Annotated in this window: 21 protein-coding genes, 1 pseudogene and 1 riboswitch; of the genes and pseudogenes, 13 read left to right on the forward strand and 9 right to left on the reverse strand. The window is 67.8% G+C overall.

All coding sequences use genetic code 11. The annotated features are described in order from the left end of the window. Positions 1–78 precede the first annotated feature (78 nt). The 3 genes from EV652_RS39885 (at position 79) to EV652_RS39895 (ending at position 4,068) form a co-directional block, all read left to right on the forward strand. The gene (locus tag EV652_RS39885) at positions 79–1,539 is read left to right on the forward strand and encodes a glycoside hydrolase family 43 protein (RefSeq protein WP_199238664.1); all 1,461 of its coding nucleotides are present in this window, start codon (positions 79–81) and stop codon (positions 1,537–1,539) included. Further along, a complete protein-coding gene (locus tag EV652_RS39890) occupies positions 1,539–3,446 on the forward strand; it encodes a DUF6807 family protein (protein WP_132215418.1) in 1,908 nt (635 codons plus the stop codon). The genes EV652_RS39885 and EV652_RS39890 overlap by 1 nt, the downstream gene beginning before the upstream one ends. Positions 3,447–3,513: 67 nt before the next feature. After that, the gene (locus EV652_RS39895; protein ID WP_132215420.1) at positions 3,514–4,068 is read left to right on the forward strand and encodes a hypothetical protein; all 555 of its coding nucleotides are present in this window, start codon (positions 3,514–3,516) and stop codon (positions 4,066–4,068) included. A 3-nt stretch (positions 4,069–4,071) separates the two neighbouring features. On the opposite strand, the gene EV652_RS39900 is transcribed toward EV652_RS39895, so the two are convergent. The 3 genes and pseudogenes from EV652_RS39900 to EV652_RS46480 all read right to left on the reverse strand — a co-directional run. Continuing rightward, the gene (locus EV652_RS39900; protein WP_132215422.1) at positions 4,072–4,845 is read right to left on the reverse strand and encodes a thiazole synthase; all 774 of its coding nucleotides are present in this window, start codon (positions 4,843–4,845) and stop codon (positions 4,072–4,074) included. A gap of 1 nt (position 4,846) precedes the next feature. Further along, the gene (gene thiS / locus EV652_RS39905; RefSeq protein WP_132215424.1) at positions 4,847–5,053 is read right to left on the reverse strand and encodes a sulfur carrier protein ThiS; all 207 of its coding nucleotides are present in this window, start codon (positions 5,051–5,053) and stop codon (positions 4,847–4,849) included. After that, a riboswitch (TPP riboswitch) is annotated at positions 5,044–5,160 on the reverse strand. It overlaps the preceding gene by 10 nt. Positions 5,161–5,284: 124 nt before the next feature. Then, positions 5,285–5,356: pseudogene (locus tag EV652_RS46480) on the reverse strand (hypothetical protein); the annotation flags it as partial. Between EV652_RS46480 and EV652_RS46485 the strand changes: the two are divergent. The 3 genes from EV652_RS46485 (at position 5,336) to EV652_RS39920 (ending at position 8,308) form a co-directional block, all read left to right on the forward strand. Next, the gene (locus EV652_RS46485) at positions 5,336–6,040 is read left to right on the forward strand and encodes a hypothetical protein (RefSeq protein WP_242002297.1); all 705 of its coding nucleotides are present in this window, start codon (positions 5,336–5,338) and stop codon (positions 6,038–6,040) included. The pseudogene EV652_RS46480 and the gene EV652_RS46485 sit on opposite strands and share 21 nt — an antisense overlap. Before the next feature lie 154 nt (positions 6,041–6,194). Continuing rightward, a complete protein-coding gene (locus tag EV652_RS39915) occupies positions 6,195–7,391 on the forward strand; it encodes an MFS transporter (protein WP_132215426.1) in 1,197 nt (398 codons plus the stop codon). Next, positions 7,388–8,308: an aldo/keto reductase gene (locus EV652_RS39920; protein ID WP_242002298.1), complete on the forward strand. Its 921-nt coding sequence runs from the start codon at positions 7,388–7,390 to the stop codon at positions 8,306–8,308. The genes EV652_RS39915 and EV652_RS39920 overlap by 4 nt, the downstream gene beginning before the upstream one ends. On the opposite strand, the gene EV652_RS39925 is transcribed toward EV652_RS39920, so the two are convergent. Then, positions 8,295–8,840, reverse strand: a complete 546-nt coding sequence (locus EV652_RS39925) for an SEL1-like repeat protein (RefSeq protein ID WP_132215430.1) — start codon at positions 8,838–8,840, stop codon at positions 8,295–8,297. The genes EV652_RS39920 and EV652_RS39925 overlap by 14 nt on opposite strands. 83 nt (positions 8,841–8,923) lie before the next feature. Further along, positions 8,924–9,634, reverse strand: a complete 711-nt coding sequence (locus EV652_RS39930) for an alpha/beta fold hydrolase (protein WP_132215432.1) — start codon at positions 9,632–9,634, stop codon at positions 8,924–8,926. Between the two features lie 141 nt (positions 9,635–9,775). On the opposite strand from EV652_RS39930, the gene EV652_RS39935 reads away from it, so the two are divergent. The 5 genes from EV652_RS39935 to EV652_RS39955 all read left to right on the forward strand — a co-directional run bounded on the left by EV652_RS39935 (position 9,776) and on the right by EV652_RS39955 (position 13,699). Beyond that, on the forward strand, positions 9,776–10,540 hold the full coding sequence (locus EV652_RS39935; protein WP_132215434.1) for a class I SAM-dependent methyltransferase: 765 nt from the start codon (positions 9,776–9,778) through the stop codon (positions 10,538–10,540). After that, entirely contained in the window at positions 10,537–11,334 is a 798-nt protein-coding gene (locus EV652_RS45615) for a ferritin-like domain-containing protein (RefSeq protein WP_242002299.1), read from the forward strand. The genes EV652_RS39935 and EV652_RS45615 overlap by 4 nt, the downstream gene beginning before the upstream one ends. Positions 11,335–11,491: 157 nt before the next feature. Continuing rightward, a complete protein-coding gene (locus EV652_RS44905) occupies positions 11,492–12,247 on the forward strand; it encodes a CDGSH iron-sulfur domain-containing protein (RefSeq protein ID WP_242002301.1) in 756 nt (251 codons plus the stop codon). Next, a complete protein-coding gene (locus tag EV652_RS39950) occupies positions 12,244–13,116 on the forward strand; it encodes an RNA polymerase sigma-70 factor (protein ID WP_132215436.1) in 873 nt (290 codons plus the stop codon). Before EV652_RS44905 ends, EV652_RS39950 begins: the two co-directional genes overlap by 4 nt. 1 nt (position 13,117) lies before the next feature. Further along, positions 13,118–13,699: a sigma-70 family RNA polymerase sigma factor family protein gene (locus EV652_RS39955; protein WP_132215438.1), complete on the forward strand. Its 582-nt coding sequence runs from the start codon at positions 13,118–13,120 to the stop codon at positions 13,697–13,699. An 18-nt stretch (positions 13,700–13,717) separates the two neighbouring features. On the opposite strand, the gene EV652_RS39960 is transcribed toward EV652_RS39955, so the two are convergent. Next, on the reverse strand, positions 13,718–14,038 hold the full coding sequence (locus EV652_RS39960) for a helix-turn-helix transcriptional regulator (RefSeq protein WP_132215440.1): 321 nt from the start codon (positions 14,036–14,038) through the stop codon (positions 13,718–13,720). A 127-nt stretch (positions 14,039–14,165) separates the two neighbouring features. On the opposite strand from EV652_RS39960, the gene EV652_RS39965 reads away from it, so the two are divergent. After that, positions 14,166–14,483 carry a hypothetical protein gene (locus EV652_RS39965; RefSeq protein ID WP_132215442.1) on the forward strand — a complete coding sequence of 106 codons (318 nt, stop codon included), beginning with the start codon at positions 14,166–14,168 and terminating at the stop codon, positions 14,481–14,483. A 51-nt stretch (positions 14,484–14,534) separates the two neighbouring features. Here the strand turns inward: EV652_RS39965 and EV652_RS39970 are convergent, their stop codons facing one another. Beyond that, on the reverse strand, positions 14,535–15,899 hold the full coding sequence (locus tag EV652_RS39970; RefSeq protein ID WP_132215444.1) for a serine hydrolase domain-containing protein: 1,365 nt from the start codon (positions 15,897–15,899) through the stop codon (positions 14,535–14,537). Between the two features lie 97 nt (positions 15,900–15,996). Here EV652_RS39970 and EV652_RS39975 point away from each other — a divergent pair, with 97 nt between their 5' ends. Then, entirely contained in the window at positions 15,997–16,983 is a 987-nt protein-coding gene (locus EV652_RS39975; protein ID WP_132215446.1) for a GlxA family transcriptional regulator, read from the forward strand. Between the two features lie 29 nt (positions 16,984–17,012). Here the strand turns inward: EV652_RS39975 and EV652_RS39980 are convergent, their stop codons facing one another. Then, positions 17,013–17,429 carry an SAM-dependent methyltransferase gene (locus tag EV652_RS39980; RefSeq protein ID WP_132215448.1) on the reverse strand — a complete coding sequence of 139 codons (417 nt, stop codon included), beginning with the start codon at positions 17,427–17,429 and terminating at the stop codon, positions 17,013–17,015. A 20-nt stretch (positions 17,430–17,449) separates the two neighbouring features. Beyond that, the gene (locus EV652_RS39985; protein ID WP_132215450.1) at positions 17,450–18,253 is read right to left on the reverse strand and encodes a hypothetical protein; all 804 of its coding nucleotides are present in this window, start codon (positions 18,251–18,253) and stop codon (positions 17,450–17,452) included. Positions 18,254–18,305: the final 52 nt, after the last annotated feature.

The raw sequence follows: 18,305 nt of genomic DNA on the forward strand, positions 1-18,305 counted from the left end.
AACACAGCGCACCGGGCTCGCAATAGGGTTCGGAAGGCGGTTTCCCGATGGAGGGCGAGACCTGTGTATGCCAACCCGGTGCTGGATGCAGATTGGCCGGATCCGGACGCGATCCGGGTCGGCGACGACTTCTGGATGATCGCGTCCAGCTTCAACCGGGCGCCCGGACTGCCGGTGCTGCACTCGCGCGACCTGGTCTCGTGGACGCTCGTCAACCATGCGCTGCGCGAGGTGCCGCCGGTCGAGCACTACCGGATTCCTCGGCATGGCGGCGGTGTCTGGGCGCCGAGCATCCGGCACCACGACGGCCGGTTCTGGATCGTCTATCCCGACCCGGATCACGGGATCTTCGTGCTCAGCGCCACCGATCCGACGGGCGCCTGGTCGGAGCCGCGACTGCTGCTGGCCGGCCGCGGTCTGATCGATCCGTGCCCGCTGTGGGACGACGACGGGCGCTGCTATCTCGTGCATGGGTGGGCGAAGAGCCGGGCCGGGATCAAGAACCGGCTCACCGTCCGCGAGGTGTCGCCGGCACTCGATCGAGTCGTGGGGCCGGCTCGGACCGTCATCGACGGGGACGAGCTGCCCGGGTACACGACCCTCGAGGGGCCGAAGTTCTACAAGCGGGACGGGTACTACTGGATCTTCGCGCCGGCCGGTGGAGTGACGACTGGCTGGCAGTCCGCGTTCCGGGCCCGGTCGCCGTACGGGCCGTACGAGGATCGCGTCGTACTGGCGCAGGGGTCGACGCCGGTCAACGGGCCACATCAGGGCGCGTGGGTGGACACGCCGGATGGTGAGGACTGGTTCCTGCACTTCTCCGATCGCGGTCCGGCGGGTCGCGTCGTCCATCTGCAGCCGATGAAATGGGAGGACGGCTGGCCCGTCATCGGTAACGGCGGAGAGCCGGTACTGCGGCATCCGCTGCCGGCCGGTGAGCAGCGAGAGCCCGAGCGGAGTGATGCGTTCGAGGGGCCGGAGTTGTCGCCGATCTGGCACTGGCAGGCGAACCCGCGACCTGACTGGTACGACGCCCCGAAGGACGGCTCACTGCGGTTGGCCGTGCTCCCGGACGACGACGGCGATCTGCGGAATCTCCCGCAGGTGCTCGGGCAGCAGCTACCTGGACATCCCCGCCGGTTCGAGACGTCGGTTCAGCTCGACGGCGGCGGGCCGGGTGCTCGCGCGGGTCTCGTCGTACTGGGCCAGACGTATGCGTGGATCGGGCTCCATCGGACGCCGACCGGGACGGACGTCGTACTGCGGGAACGCGGTACACCGGATGAGGACGTCCTGCATCAGGCTCCACTGGAGACGCCGTACGTCGAATTGGCCGCTGACGTGGATGAGAATGCAGTTGTGCGGTTCTCGTATCGGGCGGGCGGTGAATGGGTGGAGATCGCCAAGGCCTTCCAGGCTGTGGAGGGACGGTGGATCGGCGCCGAGGTGGGGCTGTTCGCCGCGGCGCCACAAGGCACGATGGACGATGGCGGGGCCGTGTTCGGCCCGGTCCGGGTAACCGAGCGAGAGACGGCTTGATGGGCAGGACACCGAAGGACTCGATCACCATCGCCGACGTCGCGCGGGCGGCGGAGGTGTCGCGGGCGACCGTGTCGCGGGTGATGAACGGGCGTCTCACGGTCGCGCCGAATATCGCCGAACGCGTCCGGGCCGCCGCCGACCGGCTGAACTACCGGCCCAGCGATCTGGCCCGCAACCTGTCCCTCGGCCGCACGAACATGGTCGCGCTGGTGGTCCCGGATCTCGGCAACCCGTTGTTCCAGCAGATCATGCGTGGGATCACGAACGCCTCGGCCGCGCCCGGCTACCGCGTCCTGGTCGCCGAGACCGACGAGGACCCGATGGCCGAGGCGGATATCGCGGTGGAGGCCCGGAGCCGGTGCGACGCGCTCATCATGGTGTCGCCGCGGCTGGCCGAGGACAGCCTGCTCGAGCTGCTACCGGAGGTGAAGCCGGTCATCCTGGTCAATCGCCAGGGGCCGTCCGATGTCGCCACGGTGGGGGTCGATTTCGGCAAGGCGGTGCGGATCGTGGTCGACCATCTCGTCGGTCTCGGTCATCGGCGCCTCGCCTATCTGGCCGGTCCGGTGGGGAGCGCGTCGAACACGGACCGCCTGCGGTCGCTGGAGATCGCCGAGCGAGAGATCCCTGAGTTGGAGATCGCTCGGCTGGAGTGCGGTTCGTCGATCGAGGACGGGTACGCCGCGGTCGAGCGGGTGCTGGAGTCCCATGTCACGGCCGTTGTCGCGTTCAACGATCTGGTCGCCTTCGGTCTGCTGGCCAGGCTCAACGAGGTCGGCGTCGCCGTACCGGCTGATCTGTCGGTGGCCGGGATGGACGACATCGGGTTGTCGCGGTTCGCCGTACCGTCGCTGACGACTGTGCGAGTTCCGCAGCAGGGGTTGGGGGAGTTGGCCTGGCAGGTCTTGTACGCGCAGATCGCGGGCTCGGAGGGCGAGGTGGCCGGGGTACCGGATCTGCGGTTGGCGTTGCGCGCGAGCACTGGGCCGGTCCCGCAGGCGACCCGGTTGCAAGGGGATGCGCCGCGCGGGCGGTTGGGGCCGATTCGGTGGCAGCAGCAGGGGGACATCTTCGTTCTGGGTTCCTCGTCGGGGTTGCTGGCGCATTACGAGTTCGGGCGCCGGATGCCGCAGGTGCATTCGCCGCGGCCCTATCTGCATCCGGTTCGGACCCTCGGCGGTAATCCGTTGACCGAGGTGAGCCCGGTCGACCACCGGCATCACTACGGCGTCTCGCTGGCTGTTGCCGGAGTCAACGGAACGTCGCACTGGGGTGGTCGCACGTTCCTCCCCGGCCGCGGTCCGACATTGCTGACGAACCACGGCCAGCAGCGCAGCCGCGGCGTCACCGTCGAGGACGGCCCGGGCAACTCGCTGACCGACGACATCACCTGGTACGACGAACAAGGCCGACCGCAACTGGTGGAACGCCGACGCCTGAGCGGCTCGCTGTCCGAAGGCGGCTGGCGCCTCGACTGGAACAGCGTCCTCACCGGTCGCTACGGCCCGATCCGCATCGACAGCCCGGCGACCGCAGGGCGTCCCGGCGCCGGGTACGGGGGCATCTTCTGGCGACTGCCCTCGGCCGAAACCACTGTGGTGCTGAGCGAAGCCGGCGAAGGTGTCGACGCCGCCTACGGCTCCCTCAGCCCCTGGCTGGCCTTCGTCCAACAACGCGGCGACACCGTCACCACCTTGCTACTCGTGCAATCCGAGGGCGTCCGTCCCTGGTTCCTCCGCTCCACCGACTACGTAGGCGCCGGCCCAGCCCTAGCCTGGCAAAGCGCCTTGGCCCTACAGCCCGACCAAGACCTCTCGCTCTCCCTCACAGCCCTGCTGCTGGACCGCTCCATCGATTTGCCCGAAGGTGCCGAGCTGGCTGCTCGCCTGGCGGACCCGTTGTAACCCGGAGCTCGTCGTCCTACGGTGAGTGGAATCGCTCTGGGGGAGCATGAGCGAAGGGGGATTCATCGTGTTACGTCGTCTTCTGGTGCCGATCATCGTGGTCGTCGGCCTGTTCACACCCACAGTGGCCCAGGCTGCTCCGCCGTACGAACACATGCACTATTCCGGTACCGACTCGTTCACCGATACCCTGTGTGGCCTCGCGATCACCGGCACCGTCGAGTTCAGTGGCGTGACGACGGTCCGCACCGTGAAGGGCTCGGACGGGCAAGCGTTCCTTGCGCACAACAACTACGAGACCGTCGAGACGATCACGTATGCCGCCACCGGCAACAAGATCGTCTTCACCGCCAACGGCGTCTTCCACGAACAGCGCGCCAGCCACGTCTCTGGAACCGTCTGGTCCTTCGACTTCCTGGACGCCGGTACGTTCACGATCACCGACCTGGACGGCAACCGCCTCCTCCGCGACCGTGGCGTGATCAAGATCCGTCAGCTCTTCGACACCCTCGGTGACAGTCAACCCGGCGGCATCCTGATCTCTGAAGAACTGCTGGCGCTCCACGGCCCGCACGCCGACGAATCCACCTTCTGCAACGTCGTTCTGGACCAGCTGACATAGCTCTCAGAAGGTAGGTAGGCCGGTCACCGGGGAGGAGGCGAGGGCTGAGTGCCAGCGGCGGGGGACTCGGCCGGCCAGGCGGGCGGCTCGGCCGGCGTTGACTGCGTCGCGCATTGCGGCTGCCATCAGGGCGGGCTTTTCGGCTCGGGTGACCGGGGTGGCGAGCATGACGGCGGCGCAGCCGAGCTCCATGGCCAGCGCTGCGTCACTCGCCGTACCGATGCCGGCGTCGACGATCACCGGGACGTTCGCCGCCTCGGCGATGAGAGCGAGGTTGTGCGGATTGCGGATGCCGAGGGCGGACCCGATCGGGGCTGCCAACGGCATCACCGCGGCGCACCCGGCCTGCTCCAGCCGACGCGCCAGGATCGGATCATCGTTGGTGTAAGGCAGCACGGTGAAACCGTCCGCCACCAACGCGTCCACGGCATCCAGCAACTCGACAGGATCCGGCATCAGCAGGTGGTCGTCGGCGACGACCTCGACCTTGATCAGGTCCGTCTCCAACGCCTCCCGGGCGAGCTTCGCGGTGAGCACAGCCTCCGCCGCGGTGTGGCAACCGGCCGTGTTGGGCAACACCTCGATGCCGTGCTGCTTGAGTACGTCGAGGATCGAGCCCTCGTGGCCGGTGCCTAGCCGGCGCATCGCGACCGTGGTCAGTTGGGTGCCAGAGGCAACCAACGCCTCTTCCATCACCTCGAGGTTCGCGGCACCGCCGGTGCCCATGATCAGCCGGGACGTGTAGGTGCGGCCGCCGAGCTCCAGTGGATCGTCCATCTCAACCACCCTGGACCGCACTGACGATCTCGACCCGATCGCCGTCCGTGAGCGTGGTGCCGGCCCACTCGTCCCGGGTCAGCACGGTCTGGTTGAGCGCGACCGCGATCCCGGTCTGTCGGTCCGAGTACTCCCGGACCAGATCGGCCACGGATCGGTTCGGCGGAACGCTCGTCGCCGTGCCGTTGACCCATACCTCGTACGCCATCGCTTCCTCCCTACGCCGGAATTACCCGATTCAGGTTCAGCGGTCGGCGACACCTTGGTCAGTCGCCCTCTCAGCCCACTCCGGTGTGAGCTCCCGCGGCACTTTCGACATTAACAGATCGGTGCCGGTGAGCAGCGCGGCGAGTTCCGTTGGGCGGTACAGCACCTGCTTTCCGGTGCGTTGTGGGTCGACGAGGCCCGTACGACGAAGCAGTTGGAGGTGCTGACTCACCGCGGACGGGGTGACCTTCAGTTCCGCGGCGATGTCGCTCGTCGTCCGAGGATGCGTGAGCAGCTCCAGGATGCGGGCGCGCGCCGTACCGACGAGCCGGCCGAGATCTCGCCGCGACGGTGGCTCGGCGACAGTCCAGAGGTTTCCCTGACCGCGCGGTGGATAGCCAAGCAGAGGCTCTGCACCGATGTCGAACGGAATGACCGCGTGCGGCCCGAAGAGGGTCGGCTGCAGGACCAGGCCGCGGCCGTCGATCCGCTCGGTGCGGCTGGGGTTGCTGACCCGGTCGACGCGGAGCAGGCCGTCCTGATAGCTGATCGCAGGCCCGAGTTCGTTGAGCATCACGCCGGTGCCGTGCTGGGTGATCGCATGACCGCGGAAACTGATGTCAGCGGACAGGACCGTGCGCATCCGCGGCCAGTACGGCGCCATCACCGTCTGCCAGTACTCGCGCAGCGCGTCGACCACTCTGGAGACGCCATCGGAGCCGGCAAGCTCGCCCGGCAGCTCCCGGTTCACCGCGACAAGCTGCCGATCGAAGGTGGTCCGGTCCACCGCCGCGATGATCTCGAGCTCGTCCTGGAACTGGGTCAGCGGCGAGGTGGGACGCGGGGTGAGGAAATCCGGGCTGCCCATCGTGTCGTTGACCAGCAGGCTCAGCAGGCTCCAGTCCAGCCCGGCGAGCTGTGGCTGCACGGCGCGGACCCACGGCAGTTGGAGCGGGAAGCGGCCGGGGTCCCGCAGCGCTCGCAGTGAAAGCACGGTTTCGGCTGCCGGCGAGATCGCGAACCGGACGTCCTCCAGATCTCGCGACGTCAGCTCATAGGTGAGCACAACCGTCACCTCCGTCGATGTAGCCAGATCCTAAATCGTTCCCGGGCGGACGGAACGCCGGGGGACAGTCGGGGCCATGCTCACCGAGGCTCTTCCCGACGCGCGACCACGGACGGCTCTGCTCGGCGTACTCGCTGTGTGCTCCGCCGTCGGTGTCGGCATGGTCTACTTCCCGCAGGCGCTGCTGCCGTACGTGGCCGCGTCGCTGCAGGTATCGCCTGCGGATGCGGCGCTGGTCGTGACCGCGCCGCAAGCCGGGTACGCCACCGGCATCCTGACCGTCGTACCACTTGGTGACACCGGGGCGCAGCGCCGGCTGCTCACCATCCTCTTCAGCAGCGTCACGATCTGCGCCTTGACCGCGGCCGTGGCGCCGTCGCTGCCGGTGCTCGTGCTGGCCTCGTTCCTGATGGGCTGCGCGACCGTGGCATCCCCGGTGATCGGACCGTACGTCGCGGGCATGACCGGATCCCGACGGCTGGGCAGCATGAACAGCATCCTGCTCAGCGTCGGCATCCCCGGGATGATCGCATCGCGCGCAGTGGCCGGGTATCTGGGTCAGGAGTACTCCTGGCGGTACGCGTACTTCGGAGCAGCCGTGCTGGCGGCGTTGTGTGCTGTGGTCGCGTGGACGCGGCTGCCGACGCCGGTGAGCGTCGAGCCGGTGGACTTTCCGCGGTACTTGCGGCGACCGCTCGATCAGTTGCGGCTGCGGCCCGGTCTGCGTCGATCGGCGTTCTACCAGGCCTGCTCGTTCGCGGGGTTCACCGGGACGTGGGCAACGTTGGTCCTGGTCCTGCGGGACGAGTTCGGGCTCGGTGCCGGTGCACTCGGCTGGGTGAGCCTGGTGGCGATCGCCACGATGGCCGTCGTACCGCTGATCGGTCGGTTGGTCGATCGGCGGAGCCCGGATGTGGTGACGTCCTGGATCCTGGCCGGCACCTGCGTTGCCGCCGTACTCATGCTGGGTGCTCTTCTTGGCGGGCCGGTCGGGCTCGTCCTCCTGGTGGCCGGGGTGCTGGTGCTCGACGTGTCGATGCAGTCGGGCATGGTTGCCAACGTCACCAGGATGTACCGGCTCGCGCCACGTTCGCGGAGTGCGATGAACACTGCGTACATGGTGTGTGCGTACGGTGCCGGCAGTCTCGGGTCGTGGGCTGCCGTACGGCTCTACCAGGCGTTGGGATGGTGGGCTGTCCCGCTGTTCGTGGCCACACTCGCAGGTGCGGCCGCAATGGTCCACACTCGTCGTACAAAGGAGAACGAGCAGTGAGAATCCCTGAACTCGGCTTCGGCGGCGGGCCGCTAGGCGGTCTGTTCGAGCCGCTGGACGATGCCACCGCGGCCGCTGCCCTGGCGGCCGCCTGGGACGGCGGGATCCGGTACTACGACACGGCGCCGCACTACGGGATCGGTCATTCCGAGCGACGAATGGGCGAGTTCCTGCGGACCAAGCCGCGGGACGAGTTCATCTTGTCGACGAAGGTCGGCCGGCTGTTGGTTCCCCAGGATCCGCAGGGCCGCAGCGACGAGGACTTCCAGGTGCCGGCCACGCACCGCCGGGTGTGGGACTTCTCCCGCGACGGCGTACGCCGCAGTGTCGAGGATTCCCTGGAGCGGATGGGTCTGGACCGGATCGACATCCTCTATCTGCACGACGCCGAGCGACGCTTCGACGACGCGCTACGCCTCGGCTACCCGGCCCTGGCCGAACTCCGTGCCGAGGGCGTGGTCGAAGCGATCGGCGCCGGCATGTACGACGTCGACCAGTTGACCACCCTGGTCCGCGAAACCGACGTCGATGTGGTCATGCTCGCCGGCGGTTACACCGTCCTCCAGCAGCCTGCCCTGGCCACGTTCCTGCCGGCGTGCGTGGAGCGCGACGTCTCAGTGGTTGCCGCCGGTGTCTTCAACTCTGGCATCCTTGCGACCTCTCGCCCTGATCCGGACGCCAAGTTCGACTACCAGACCGCGACACCCGACGTGCTGCAGCGGGCGCATCGCATCGCTGACATCTGCGAGTCGCATGGCGTGACGGTGCCCGAGGCTGCCATCGCTTTCCCGCTCCGCCACCCGGCGGTCACCTCCGTCGTCCTGGGGATGCGGACGCCTGCGGAGGTCCACCAGAACCTCGCCGCTTACCGCGCGGAGATCCCCGAGGAGCTCTGGTCGGACCTCACAAGGGATTGAACGAGAGCAGCAGCGCGAGCATCGGCAGAACACTGACGAGTACGACGATCATCAGGCAACTGCTCCCGGCGGCCGCCGTACCGGCATTGGGTCTGGGCTGGTCGCTCGCGGACTGGTCGAACATCGCGTCCTCGCGCTGCCGCCGTACCGCTCCGGGCGGGCCCTCCTTCAGCCGCTCCTCGGCCTGCCATCGGCCGTCAGCCGCGGCCCGGCGGTACCAGACCTCCGCAGTGGCCCAGTCGTCCAGCTTGTCCGAGTACAACCGGCCCAGCGCGAAGGCCGCCCAGGAATCTCCCGCGCTGACGGCCTGCCGATACCAACGGGCCGCCTCCATGAAGTCCCCGCTGTAGACGAGCCGGTCCTCCATCCGCGCCCGGGTCCGCCCCTCCAGCAGCAACCCCAGCCGCCCCATGGCCTCCGCAGACCCGGCCGCCGCGGCCTTCCGGTACCACTCCTCGATGGCCGGCAGATCCTCCACCCGCCCGCGGTCCTCCAACTCCCGTCCGGCCGAGAACATCTCCTCCGCATCCATCCCGCAAGTATTCCGCCGCCCCTGGTCACCAAACCCCTGCCGGGTGCGCCTGCCTTGGGTGCGCCGGCAGGGGCCTGGTGGGTTCAGTTGCCGAGGGCTTCGAGGATGGTCGCGGTGACCGCCGAGGGCTCGGAGACGCTGAGGGCGTGGGAGGCGCCGGCGATCTCCTTGCTGCCCTTGGCGCCGGCCCGCTCGGACAGGAAGCGGTGCAGCTCGACAGGAATGTTGCGGTCGCCGTCGCTGAAGACGAACCAGGACGGCAGCGACTTCCAGGCCGGGATCTCGGTCGGGAGTCCCTCGGTCAGGGCGGCCTCGGTGGCCGGGCGCTGGGTCGCGGCCATCAGGGCCGCCTCAGCCGCCGGGACGTCCGCCGCGAACTGCTGGTGGAACAGGTCCTGCCTGATGGCGAGCTCGTTGCCGCCGGCGACGGGGTAGGCGTTGAGCGCGTCGCCGAGGGTGCTGCCGGGGAACTTGACCGAGAGCTGGAACGCGTTCTCGCCGTGGTCGGGTGCGAACGCGTCGACGTACACCAGGCCGACCACGTTGCCGTTCTGCGCGGCCGCCTCGGTGATGACCATGCCGCCGTACGAGTGCGCGACCAGCAGGACGGGCCGGCCGATCCCCGCGATGACGTCACGGACATAGGCGGCATCGGTGGTGAGGCTGCGCAGCGGGTTGGCGACGGCGACGACGTCGATCGAGCGCTCCAGTAGTCGTTCGACAACACCGTTCCAACTGCTGGCGTCGGCGAACGCGCCGTGCACGAGGACGACGACAGGACGTTGGTCATTCATGGGGAACTCCTTCGTGAAGTGATGGCACCAGCTCAGACATGGCAGCTTGCGAGTTTGTGACCAGGGCTCGATGTCGCCGCTGTCACACGACGGCACCCTGACCTGTCTTAGCTATCGACCGCGTGTTTGGAGAGGTGGCGAATGACCGCTGCGGCGATGGTTGCCGAGTTCGACGACGTGGCTGGGTGGACGGCTGACGCCGTACGACAGCTCGGCGACCGGTACGCGATACCGGCCGCTTGTCGTGGCAGCGCCAGCCCCACGGCGCTGGCCTGGCTGGCCGAAGCCTGCGAGCTGTCGGCCGGGATGCGCCTGCTCGACGTCGGTGCGGGTGTCGGCGGGCCTGCGGCCTGGGCGGCCGAACGGTTCGGTGTCAGCCCGATCCTGCTGGAGCCGATGCCAGCCGCTTGCCGTGCCGCAGCCAGGTTGTTCGGGCTGCCCGTCGTACTGGCTGACGGCCGGAGGATTCCACTCCGTACGGCGTCGATCGACGTCGCATGGTGTCTCGGAGTGCTCTGCACAGTCGAGGACAAGGCCGGTCTGCTCAGTGAGATCCACCGTGTGCTCGTGCCAGGCGGGTCACTTGGACTACTTGTTGTTGTTGCTCAGGGCAAACAGCTGCTCCGGCCGCCGGATGGCAACCACTTCCCGGGTCAGGACGAACTCGACGCCTTGCTCGGCAACGTCGGCTTCGACGTGGTGGAACAGATCGATCGGCCCGCCGAGGTGCCGCGATCGTGGTCCCGGCGTGCCGAGGAGGTCGCCGCGATGGTCGAGGCCCGTCATCGCGCGCACCGCGCCTACGCACTTGCCGCTCGTCAGGGCAGGCGGCTGGCCGGCCTCTTCGACGGCGGACACCTCTCGATGCAACTGATTCATGCGACCAGGCAGGGGAGAAGAGGATGACGTGGACGTTGGAGAGTCTCCGGGAGCACTTGCAGTGGGCGGTCGAGCTGGAGCACGCGACGCTTCCGCCGTACCTCTGCGCGCTCTACTCGCTGGACCCGCAGCGGAACCCGGAGGCCGTCCAGGTCGTCGGCAGTGTCTTCTCCGAAGAGATGCTGCACCTCGCGCTGGCCGCGAACATCCTGAACGCCGTCGGCGGGCGGCCGCACCTGGACAAGCCGGAGATGCTGCCACCACATCCGCGTCGGATGCCGCACGGCGACCGCTCGCTGGAACTGTCACTCGCGCCGTTCGGCCCCGAAGCGCTGGAGATGTTCCTCCGGATCGAGCGGCCGGCACCACCTGGCGGCGCGGCCGAAGGCGACAACTACGAGACGATCGGGCAGTTCTATGACGCGATCGAACACGCGCTGCGGTCGCTCTGCTCCTCGTTGGGTGAGGAGGCGGTCTTCTGTGGCGACCCGGCCCGGCAGGTGAGCAACGCCCACTTCCGGCTCAGCGGCGGGCGGCTGGTCGTGGTCGACAGCCTGAAGTCCGCGCTGGAAGCCCTGGAGGAGATCGTCGAACAGGGCGAGGGTACGAGCGCGCGGCGAGGTCTGGGACGGGGACGCGGACATGTTCCACCCGGACCGCGACGAGGTCGCCCACTACTACCGTTTCCAGGAACTCAAGCTCGGCCGCCGGTACCAGCGCGGCGACACCCCGGCCTCCGGCCCGACCGGCGAGGCGATCGGCTACGACGCGGACGGCGTACACCCGATGCGGCCGAACCCGCGCCTGACCGACCATCCTGAGGGACACCCGATCCGCGTTGCGCAGGAGGAGTTCAACCACACGTACTGCGCTGTGCTGCACCTGCTCGAGCAGGCTTTCAATGGCAGTCCGCGAATGCTAGCCGTTGCCACCGGCACCATGTATGCGCTCAAGGCTCAGGCTACCGCGCTGATGCAGATGCCTGAGGACGACGGTCGTACGGCGGGTCCTACCTTCGACTATGTCGCCCCTTCGTCGCGTCGATGGGCTGTCGGTGAGACGCAGCGGGTCGCCGTACTGCCGAATGGTCCGTACGTCGTCTACGGCCGGGTGCCGCTGCGACGCAAGCTCAAGATCGTGTCCGAGAACAACGACTCGCTCACCTGGCAGAGCGGGCTCGAGATCGAGACCGAGGACACCTACGCACTCTGCCGGTGCGGACAGTCCGGCTCCAAACCGTTCTGCGACGGAACCCATGCGGTGGTCGGATTCGACGGGAAGGAGGCGTCGTTGATGCCGCCGTACCGCGAACTGCAGCACGTGCACGACGCGGTCGACATCTCGGCGCAGCGCGTCGGCGAACTGTGCATCCACGCGGCCTTCTGCATCGGGCGGACCCGGCCGATCGCCAAGATGCTCGCCGACACCGGTGACAGCGACGTACGCTCCGACGTCATGGGACGGATCGACCACTGCCCTTCGGGGTCGTACAGCTACGCGCTCAGCCGCGGTGGGGAGTCGATCGAGCCGGATCTGCCGCGGGCGATCTCGGTCCTCGAGGAGGAGGACGGTCAGGCCAGCGCGCTGTGGATCACCGGCGGTCTGCCGGTCCACCGGGCCGATGGGCAGTCGCTGGAGACTCGCAACCGGGTGACCTTGTGCAGGTGCGGTCACTCGGCGAACAAGCCGTTGTGTGACGGCACTCATCGCGAGATCAAGTTCAGCGAGCAATGACCGCGATGGACTTGGAGCAGGCGGCGGCCGTATTCGCAGAAGTGCGGCCGCGGTTGTTCGGTATCGCGTACCGGATGCTCGGCAGTGCATCTGAGGCCGAGGACCTTGTTCAGGACGTGTGGTTGCGCTGGCAGACGACTGACCGCAGTACGGTCACGAATCCAGCGGCGTACCTGGCGACGGCGATCACCCGGCTCGCGATCAACGTGATGCAGTCGGCGCGGGTACGGCGGGAGACCTACATCGGGCCGTGGTTGCCCGAGCCGGTCGACACCAGTGCGGATCCACTTCTCGGTGCCGAACGCAACGAGGCGCTGGAGTTCGCCGTACTGCTGATTCTGGAACGGCTCTCGCCCACCGAGCGGGCGGCGTACATCCTGCGCGAGGCCTTCGACTATCCGTACAGCCAGATCGCCGAGATCATCGGGTCCACCGAGACGGCGACGCGTCAGCTGGTCAGCCGGGCCCGCAAACGCATCGTCGCGGAACGGCACAATCCCGTCACCGACAAAGAGCAGCGGGAACTCTTGAGTGCGTTCGTCACCGCGGCCCGGTCCGGTGACCTGGAGGCGCTGGAGCAACTGCTCGCCGAGGACGCCATCAGCTACTCCGACGGTGGCGGCGTCGTCCGCGCCTCTCGCTTCCCGGTGGTGGGGATGGAGCGGGTGGCGAAATACCACAAGGCCTTCGCGGATCGCTTCTGGGAAAGGGCCGAAGTCGAACTGGCTACGGCGAACGGGCAGGCTGTCGCGATCCTGCGTCGGGACGGCGCTGCCTTCGCGGTTCTCGCCGTGGAAGCCTCTGCGGACGGAATCGAACAAGTGATGTGGATGATGAACCCGGCCAAGATCACGGCTTTCGGGAACTGACATGGAAGCCGTTGAATCATTGGCCGAACTGCTCGACGAGCGCGAGCACCTGCTCGAGATCGCCCGGTGGAGATTCGGATCCCCGGCCACGGCCGACCGCGCCGTCCAGGAAACCTACCGCCGCTGGTACGCCCTGGACCCGCTCGAACGAGCTCAGATCGCCGAACCCCGAGCCTGGCTCGCCCAAGTCGCCGGCACCATCAGCCTCGACGGACTCGAACCCGACGAAGTGGACCCGCTCGTCCACCGCTTCGCCCTCGCCTGTACGACGGGCGACGTACGAGCTCTCCGAGCCACGCTTGCCGAAGACGCGACCGTCATCACCGACGCCGGCGGCAACCTCAGAACCTCCCCCCACCCCCTCCGAGGTGCCGACCAGGTAGCGGCCTACGTCTCCACCCTCCTGACCCGCCGCCCCGGCGCCAACCTCACCACCGAACCAGTCAACGGCCACCCTGGCCTGGTCCTCCGCAACAGGACCCAAGCCATCGCGGTCATCACACTGACCACGACCCCCACGCACATAGCCACCGTCTACATAGTCCTCAACCCCAAGAAGCTAACCCCCTGGCACGTCAGCTGAGTCGGGATGCGGGTCACGTCAGCTGAGTCGGGATGCGGGTGCTGAGGCGTCGTCGTGCGGTTCCAGTTCGGTGTGGGCGAGGAGCTCCACCAGTTGGCCGACTGTTCGCTGTCGCAGCAGAACCTCTGGCAGGGGTTTGTCGACCTGCACACCGTAGCGGTTGCGGCGGCCGTTCTTGTCCTTGACCACGTAGCCGGCGTCGACCAGATCGGTGACGATACCGAATGCCGCGCGCTCCGTGATGCCGAGCGTGGTCGCGATCTCCCGCAGCCGCACACCCGGGTCGTGCGCGATACACAGCAGTGCCTGCGCGTGGTTCGTCAGAAAGCCCCAAGCCATGACACAGAGGATACTGGATGTTCAGATCTAGGAACTTCTTTGCCAGTATTGAAATTCTAAGATAGGTTCGTTGGTGGAACTGGTTTGTGGGTCTACGCAAGCCGCTCCGCCACCGGAAAGGCACATCATGCGCTGCACGCGCGTCGCCCTCTACGACATCACCACCGGCACCTTCGACGAGGTAGTCAGCGAGGCGAAGTCCGGGATGGTGCCCTTGTTCAAGGACAGCAACGGCTTCGTGTCCTACGGAGTTGCCCAGATCGAGAAGGACGCTTTCGTCTCCATCAGCACCTGGGAGACCCGGGAGCAGGCTGACGCAGCCGCCGCAAAGGCCGCTGACTGGGTGAAGGCCAACAGTCGGAACCGTTTCACCCTGCGCGACAACTACGTCGGTGACCTCGCCATCGACACCGGCCATCGCGAGCCGGCGCCGACTGCCATGTAGATCGTCCAGGTACCGAGCCCCGCCGCGTCCCGCGGCGGGGCTCGCCGCGTTCTACTTGCGGTGGGCAAGGAGTTGGCTGCCGAGGTCGCTGGCGTCGTTGGCGACGTCGGACAGGACGATGACGGCCTTGTGCCGGGGGCGGTCGAGGCCGAGGTACGACGCGTAGCCGCCGGTCTGCCCGCCGTGCCAGGTGATCGACTGCCCGGTCTGCCAGGTGGAGATCTGCCAGAAGTCACCGATGCGGCTGTTCGACTGGTCAGTGGCGGTCGTGGGCTCCAGGGCGGCCATACCTGGTGCGGTCCCGTCGAGGAGAGCAGTCGCAAGCTTGGCGAGGTCACCGGCGGTGGAAACCGCGGCAGCGCCGGGCGCGTAGGCGCTCATGACCCATGGCTGGACCGGGAGACCGGTCGGCGACCGTCCGCCGGTGACGAGTGCGTGGCCGTCTTCGATGGCGGTGCGGGTCATCCCGAGCGGCTCAAACAGACGGGTGCGCATCAGGTCGGCGTAGCTCATCTGGGCTGCGGCGGCGACCGCCTGGCCGGCAATGGCCGAACCCAGGGTGGAGTACGCGTAGCGGCCGCGGCCACTCACCGTCTGGCTCTTGGCTTCCTTGGTCAGCTGCGCGCTGTCGGCGGTCAGGAAGTTGTGGCCCAGCGGTGCTTTCCAGGCGCCGCGGCGCAGGGTTGCGGCGCCGAACTCGGCGTACCCGGAGGTGTGGGTGACGAGCTCGTGCATCGTGGCGGTGCCGGCCGATGAGCCCGCTAGCTGGGGAAGGTAGGTGGAGACTGCCGCATCCATGCGAATCTCGCCGCGGCGTACGGCGTCTGCGATGACCAGCCCTGTCATCGCCTTGGTCATCGACCCGATCTCCATCGGAGTGGTGTCGTCGGCGCCGATTCCAGCCAGCCGCACCGGCTGGGCCGCGTTCAGGTCGATCTCGGCGACCGCGACGTCGTGGTAGCCGGCCAACATGCCCCTGCCCGCTTGGTGGTCCAGGTGCGCCAGGACTGTGGGGTCGCCGTCGCGGGTGTCTGCCAGGTTCGGGGACAACACCCAGGACACGACCGCGACGGTCAGCGCTCCTATCAGTACGGTCAGGAGAAGGCGGCGCGAGGCGAGGTAGCTCCCGGCCAGGACGACGAGCATGAGCAGCGCTTTCCAGCTGTCCTCGGCGTACCGCCCGTACCGGCCGCCGATCACCGTGAGCAGCACCATGGTGGCGGGGATACCGATCAGGACTGCCGCGACCAAGACCTTCCCCGCCCAGCCGTGGGCGAACGAGGCCGTGTCGCGGACCAGCAGCCGTCTTACTACCGCCAGGATGCGGCTGCCTGGGGCGGGACGACCGGGCGGGGGTCGCGGGTTGGTTGAGAGCGGTGTGGGCGTGTCGGGGAGAAGGTCCTGGGTTTGGGACATACCTCAGCGTGTGGCCGGGGTGAGCCGCCCACAAGGACACCTTGTTGACGATGTCGGCCACCGCGTCCGCGGCGTACTGTCAAAACATGGACTCCCGATGACTCTCGAGCTGCCCGGCGAGCGGGGTGTGGTCATCGTGACCTTCGACTCGGCCCAGATCCTCGACGTCACCGGTCCCCTCGAGGTCTTCTCCAGCGCCTCCCGGTTCCTGACCGCAGCCCAGTACCGCACGCAGATCGTGACCACGCGAGGTGGCCCGGTGCATGCGAGTTGCGGGCTGGAGTTCGCGTCCTCCCCGATCACCGAAGTCACCGGCCCTGTCGACACGTTGATGGTGGCCGGTGGCGCCGACATGGACGCAGCCGTCGAGGACACCGAGCTGCTCGCCCAGGTCCGACGGCTAGCCGCTGATGCGCGCCGCGTGACCTCGGTCTGTTCCGGTGCGTTCGTGCTCGCGGCAGCCGGCCTGCTGGAGGGACGACGTGCAACCACCCACTGGGCAGAGTGTGGACTCCTTGACGATACCTACGCCCAGATCACCGTCGACCCCGACGCCATCTACGTCCACGACGGCAACGTGTGGACCTCCGCAGGCGTCACCGCCGGCATCGACCTCACGCTCGCTCTCGTCGCCGACGATCACGGACACCAGGCCGCCGCCACCGTCGCGCGTCAGTTGGTCGTCTACCTGCAGCGCTCCGGCGGCCAGGCGCAGTTCTCCGCGCTCCTGGCCGGGCAGGCAGCCGACACCGAACCGGTTCGCGACCTCCTGTCCTGGTTGCGCGACCACCTCACCGACGATCTGTCCGTGGCGGCGCTCGCCCGGCAGATCAACCTCTCCGAACGACAGTTCACCCGCGTCTTCAAGGCCGAGGTCGGCTCCACCGCCGCAGACCACGTCGAAGCCGTCCGGCTCGAGTCCGCGTGCCGACTCCTGGAGACCACCAACAGAACCGTCGAACAGATCGCCAAGACCTGTGGCTTCGGAACCCCCGAGACCATGAACCGCACGTTCCGCAGACGCCTAGACACCACCCCAGGCGACCACCGCCACCACTTCCGCGGCACCACCCACATCTCTTGAAGCAGCAGCCCATCCGACGGCGTGGCTCCTCACCGAGGCAGCTCGGTCTCCCGGCCGTCGATGAACAGCTGCCCAGCCGGCACCAATGCAGCCGCAATCCGTTGCAGTGCTTCACGTTCGAGCTCAGGGTGCCTCCCGTCGAGCGCACCAACCCGAACAGCAAACGCGAGATCGTAGAGGTCCTCGCCTTCCTCGAGTTCGAACCGCTCAACCGGCGCCTGCCGAACCGAGAGCGTCCCCGCCGCAACCTCATCCGGAGCCCCTGCCAACGCCTGAGCAACCGCCTTCGCCGACCGATCAATCGCCAGTACATGCCCCTCCGGCCCGATCCGCCTGGCAACCTCTCGAGCAGCAGCGCCCGGCCCGCACCCAACCTCCAAGACCCGCATCCCCTGCCGAAGTGGCAGCGCATCCACAGCGGCAACAAGCCGCGCCGACAACGTCATCCGTCCTCCCAGGTAAGCGTTCAGCGACCTGGGCAGGTAATCACGGGTGGCGCGGGAATGCAGGTGGATGGCAGCTGTTCGGGGGTGGAGTACGCGTCCCAGGCGCTCGCCAGTCCGAACACGAAGACCAGGGCACAGCCCGTCAGGAGACCGTAGGCAATTCCGACGACTGTCTTCGCCAGTCCACGCAGTTGGCCGACGACCGGAGTCCGGCCGGCCGGGCCGGCGTCGCCGTACAGTGCTGTGACGGCCGGCAGCGAGTGTTCGCGGAAGATCCGCTCGGCACTCGCGCCGACGGACTCCGCGCTGTTGTACAGCGATCCCGCGGCAGTGCCGATCGAGTTCACGACAGCAGGCGCCTGCTGCAGCCCGCGGACAAGGGCACCAATGACAGCCCCGCCTCCAACAAGCGCGGGGATGAGAACCGCCCCGACAGAGGCGCCCGCGTCCAGAGCGAAGCCGAACGCACCGACGACGAAGCTGACTGCCGCACCGATCAGAATCGGCTTGGTGCCACCCAGGAAAGTCCAGAAAACCAAGTCCTTCGCCTGCTTGAGCAAGGCCGATCGGACCGCCTTCAGGCCCTGACCGACGCGGTTCCCCTTCTGCAGGTCAGGTACCAGGTCGTCCAGCGGTTTGGCGACATCGCCGCCATCCCCAACTCGCGTGCGAACCCAGTGCGCGGCGGACTCGGCCGAACTGGCCACTAACGCTTGCAAGATCGCGCGTTCGCCTCGTCCATGCAGCTGGGTGTCCCCCTCGAGCATGGTCTTCCGGTACGCGTCCGCGAGCGCAGCAGTCTGCGCCCGATAGTCGACGGTCATGTTCCCCCCACGCCGCCGTACGACGGCCCCTACCGCAGAGTCACTCTTCGTA

It is taken from the genome of Kribbella steppae, from assembly GCF_004342025.1.
GTDB classification, from domain to species: Bacteria; Actinomycetota; Actinomycetes; order Propionibacteriales; family Kribbellaceae; genus Kribbella; species Kribbella steppae.

Bases quoted from the DNA above. Each gene is read 5' to 3' on its own strand.
- EV652_RS39890 (WP_132215418.1), top strand. From the start codon at position 1,539: ATGGGCAGGACACCGAAGGACTCGATCACCATCGCCGACGTCGCGCGG.
- EV652_RS39900 (WP_132215422.1), bottom strand. From the start codon at position 4,845: ATGGACGATCCACTGGAGCTCGGCGGCCGCACCTACACGTCCCGGCTG.
- thiS (WP_132215424.1), bottom strand. From the start codon at position 5,053: ATGGCGTACGAGGTATGGGTCAACGGCACGGCGACGAGCGTTCCGCCG.
- EV652_RS46485 (WP_242002297.1), top strand. From the start codon at position 5,336: ATGCGTGAGCAGCTCCAGGATGCGGGCGCGCGCCGTACCGACGAGCCG.
- EV652_RS39915 (WP_132215426.1), top strand. From the start codon at position 6,195: ATGCTCACCGAGGCTCTTCCCGACGCGCGACCACGGACGGCTCTGCTC.
- EV652_RS39925 (WP_132215430.1), bottom strand. From the start codon at position 8,840: ATGGATGCGGAGGAGATGTTCTCGGCCGGACGGGAGTTGGAGGACCGC.
- EV652_RS39930 (WP_132215432.1), bottom strand. From the start codon at position 9,634: ATGAATGACCAACGTCCTGTCGTCGTCCTCGTGCACGGCGCGTTCGCC.
- EV652_RS39935 (WP_132215434.1), top strand. From the start codon at position 9,776: ATGACCGCTGCGGCGATGGTTGCCGAGTTCGACGACGTGGCTGGGTGG.
- EV652_RS45615 (WP_242002299.1), top strand. From the start codon at position 10,537: ATGACGTGGACGTTGGAGAGTCTCCGGGAGCACTTGCAGTGGGCGGTC.
- EV652_RS44905 (WP_242002301.1), top strand. From the start codon at position 11,492: ATGCCTGAGGACGACGGTCGTACGGCGGGTCCTACCTTCGACTATGTC.
- EV652_RS39950 (WP_132215436.1), top strand. From the start codon at position 12,244: ATGACCGCGATGGACTTGGAGCAGGCGGCGGCCGTATTCGCAGAAGTG.
- EV652_RS39955 (WP_132215438.1), top strand. From the start codon at position 13,118: ATGGAAGCCGTTGAATCATTGGCCGAACTGCTCGACGAGCGCGAGCAC.
- EV652_RS39960 (WP_132215440.1), bottom strand. From the start codon at position 14,038: ATGGCTTGGGGCTTTCTGACGAACCACGCGCAGGCACTGCTGTGTATC.
- EV652_RS39965 (WP_132215442.1), top strand. From the start codon at position 14,166: ATGCGCTGCACGCGCGTCGCCCTCTACGACATCACCACCGGCACCTTC.
- EV652_RS39970 (WP_132215444.1), bottom strand. From the start codon at position 15,899: ATGTCCCAAACCCAGGACCTTCTCCCCGACACGCCCACACCGCTCTCA.
- EV652_RS39975 (WP_132215446.1), top strand. From the start codon at position 15,997: ATGACTCTCGAGCTGCCCGGCGAGCGGGGTGTGGTCATCGTGACCTTC.
- EV652_RS39980 (WP_132215448.1), bottom strand. From the start codon at position 17,429: ATGACGTTGTCGGCGCGGCTTGTTGCCGCTGTGGATGCGCTGCCACTT.
- EV652_RS39985 (WP_132215450.1), bottom strand. From the start codon at position 18,253: ATGACCGTCGACTATCGGGCGCAGACTGCTGCGCTCGCGGACGCGTAC.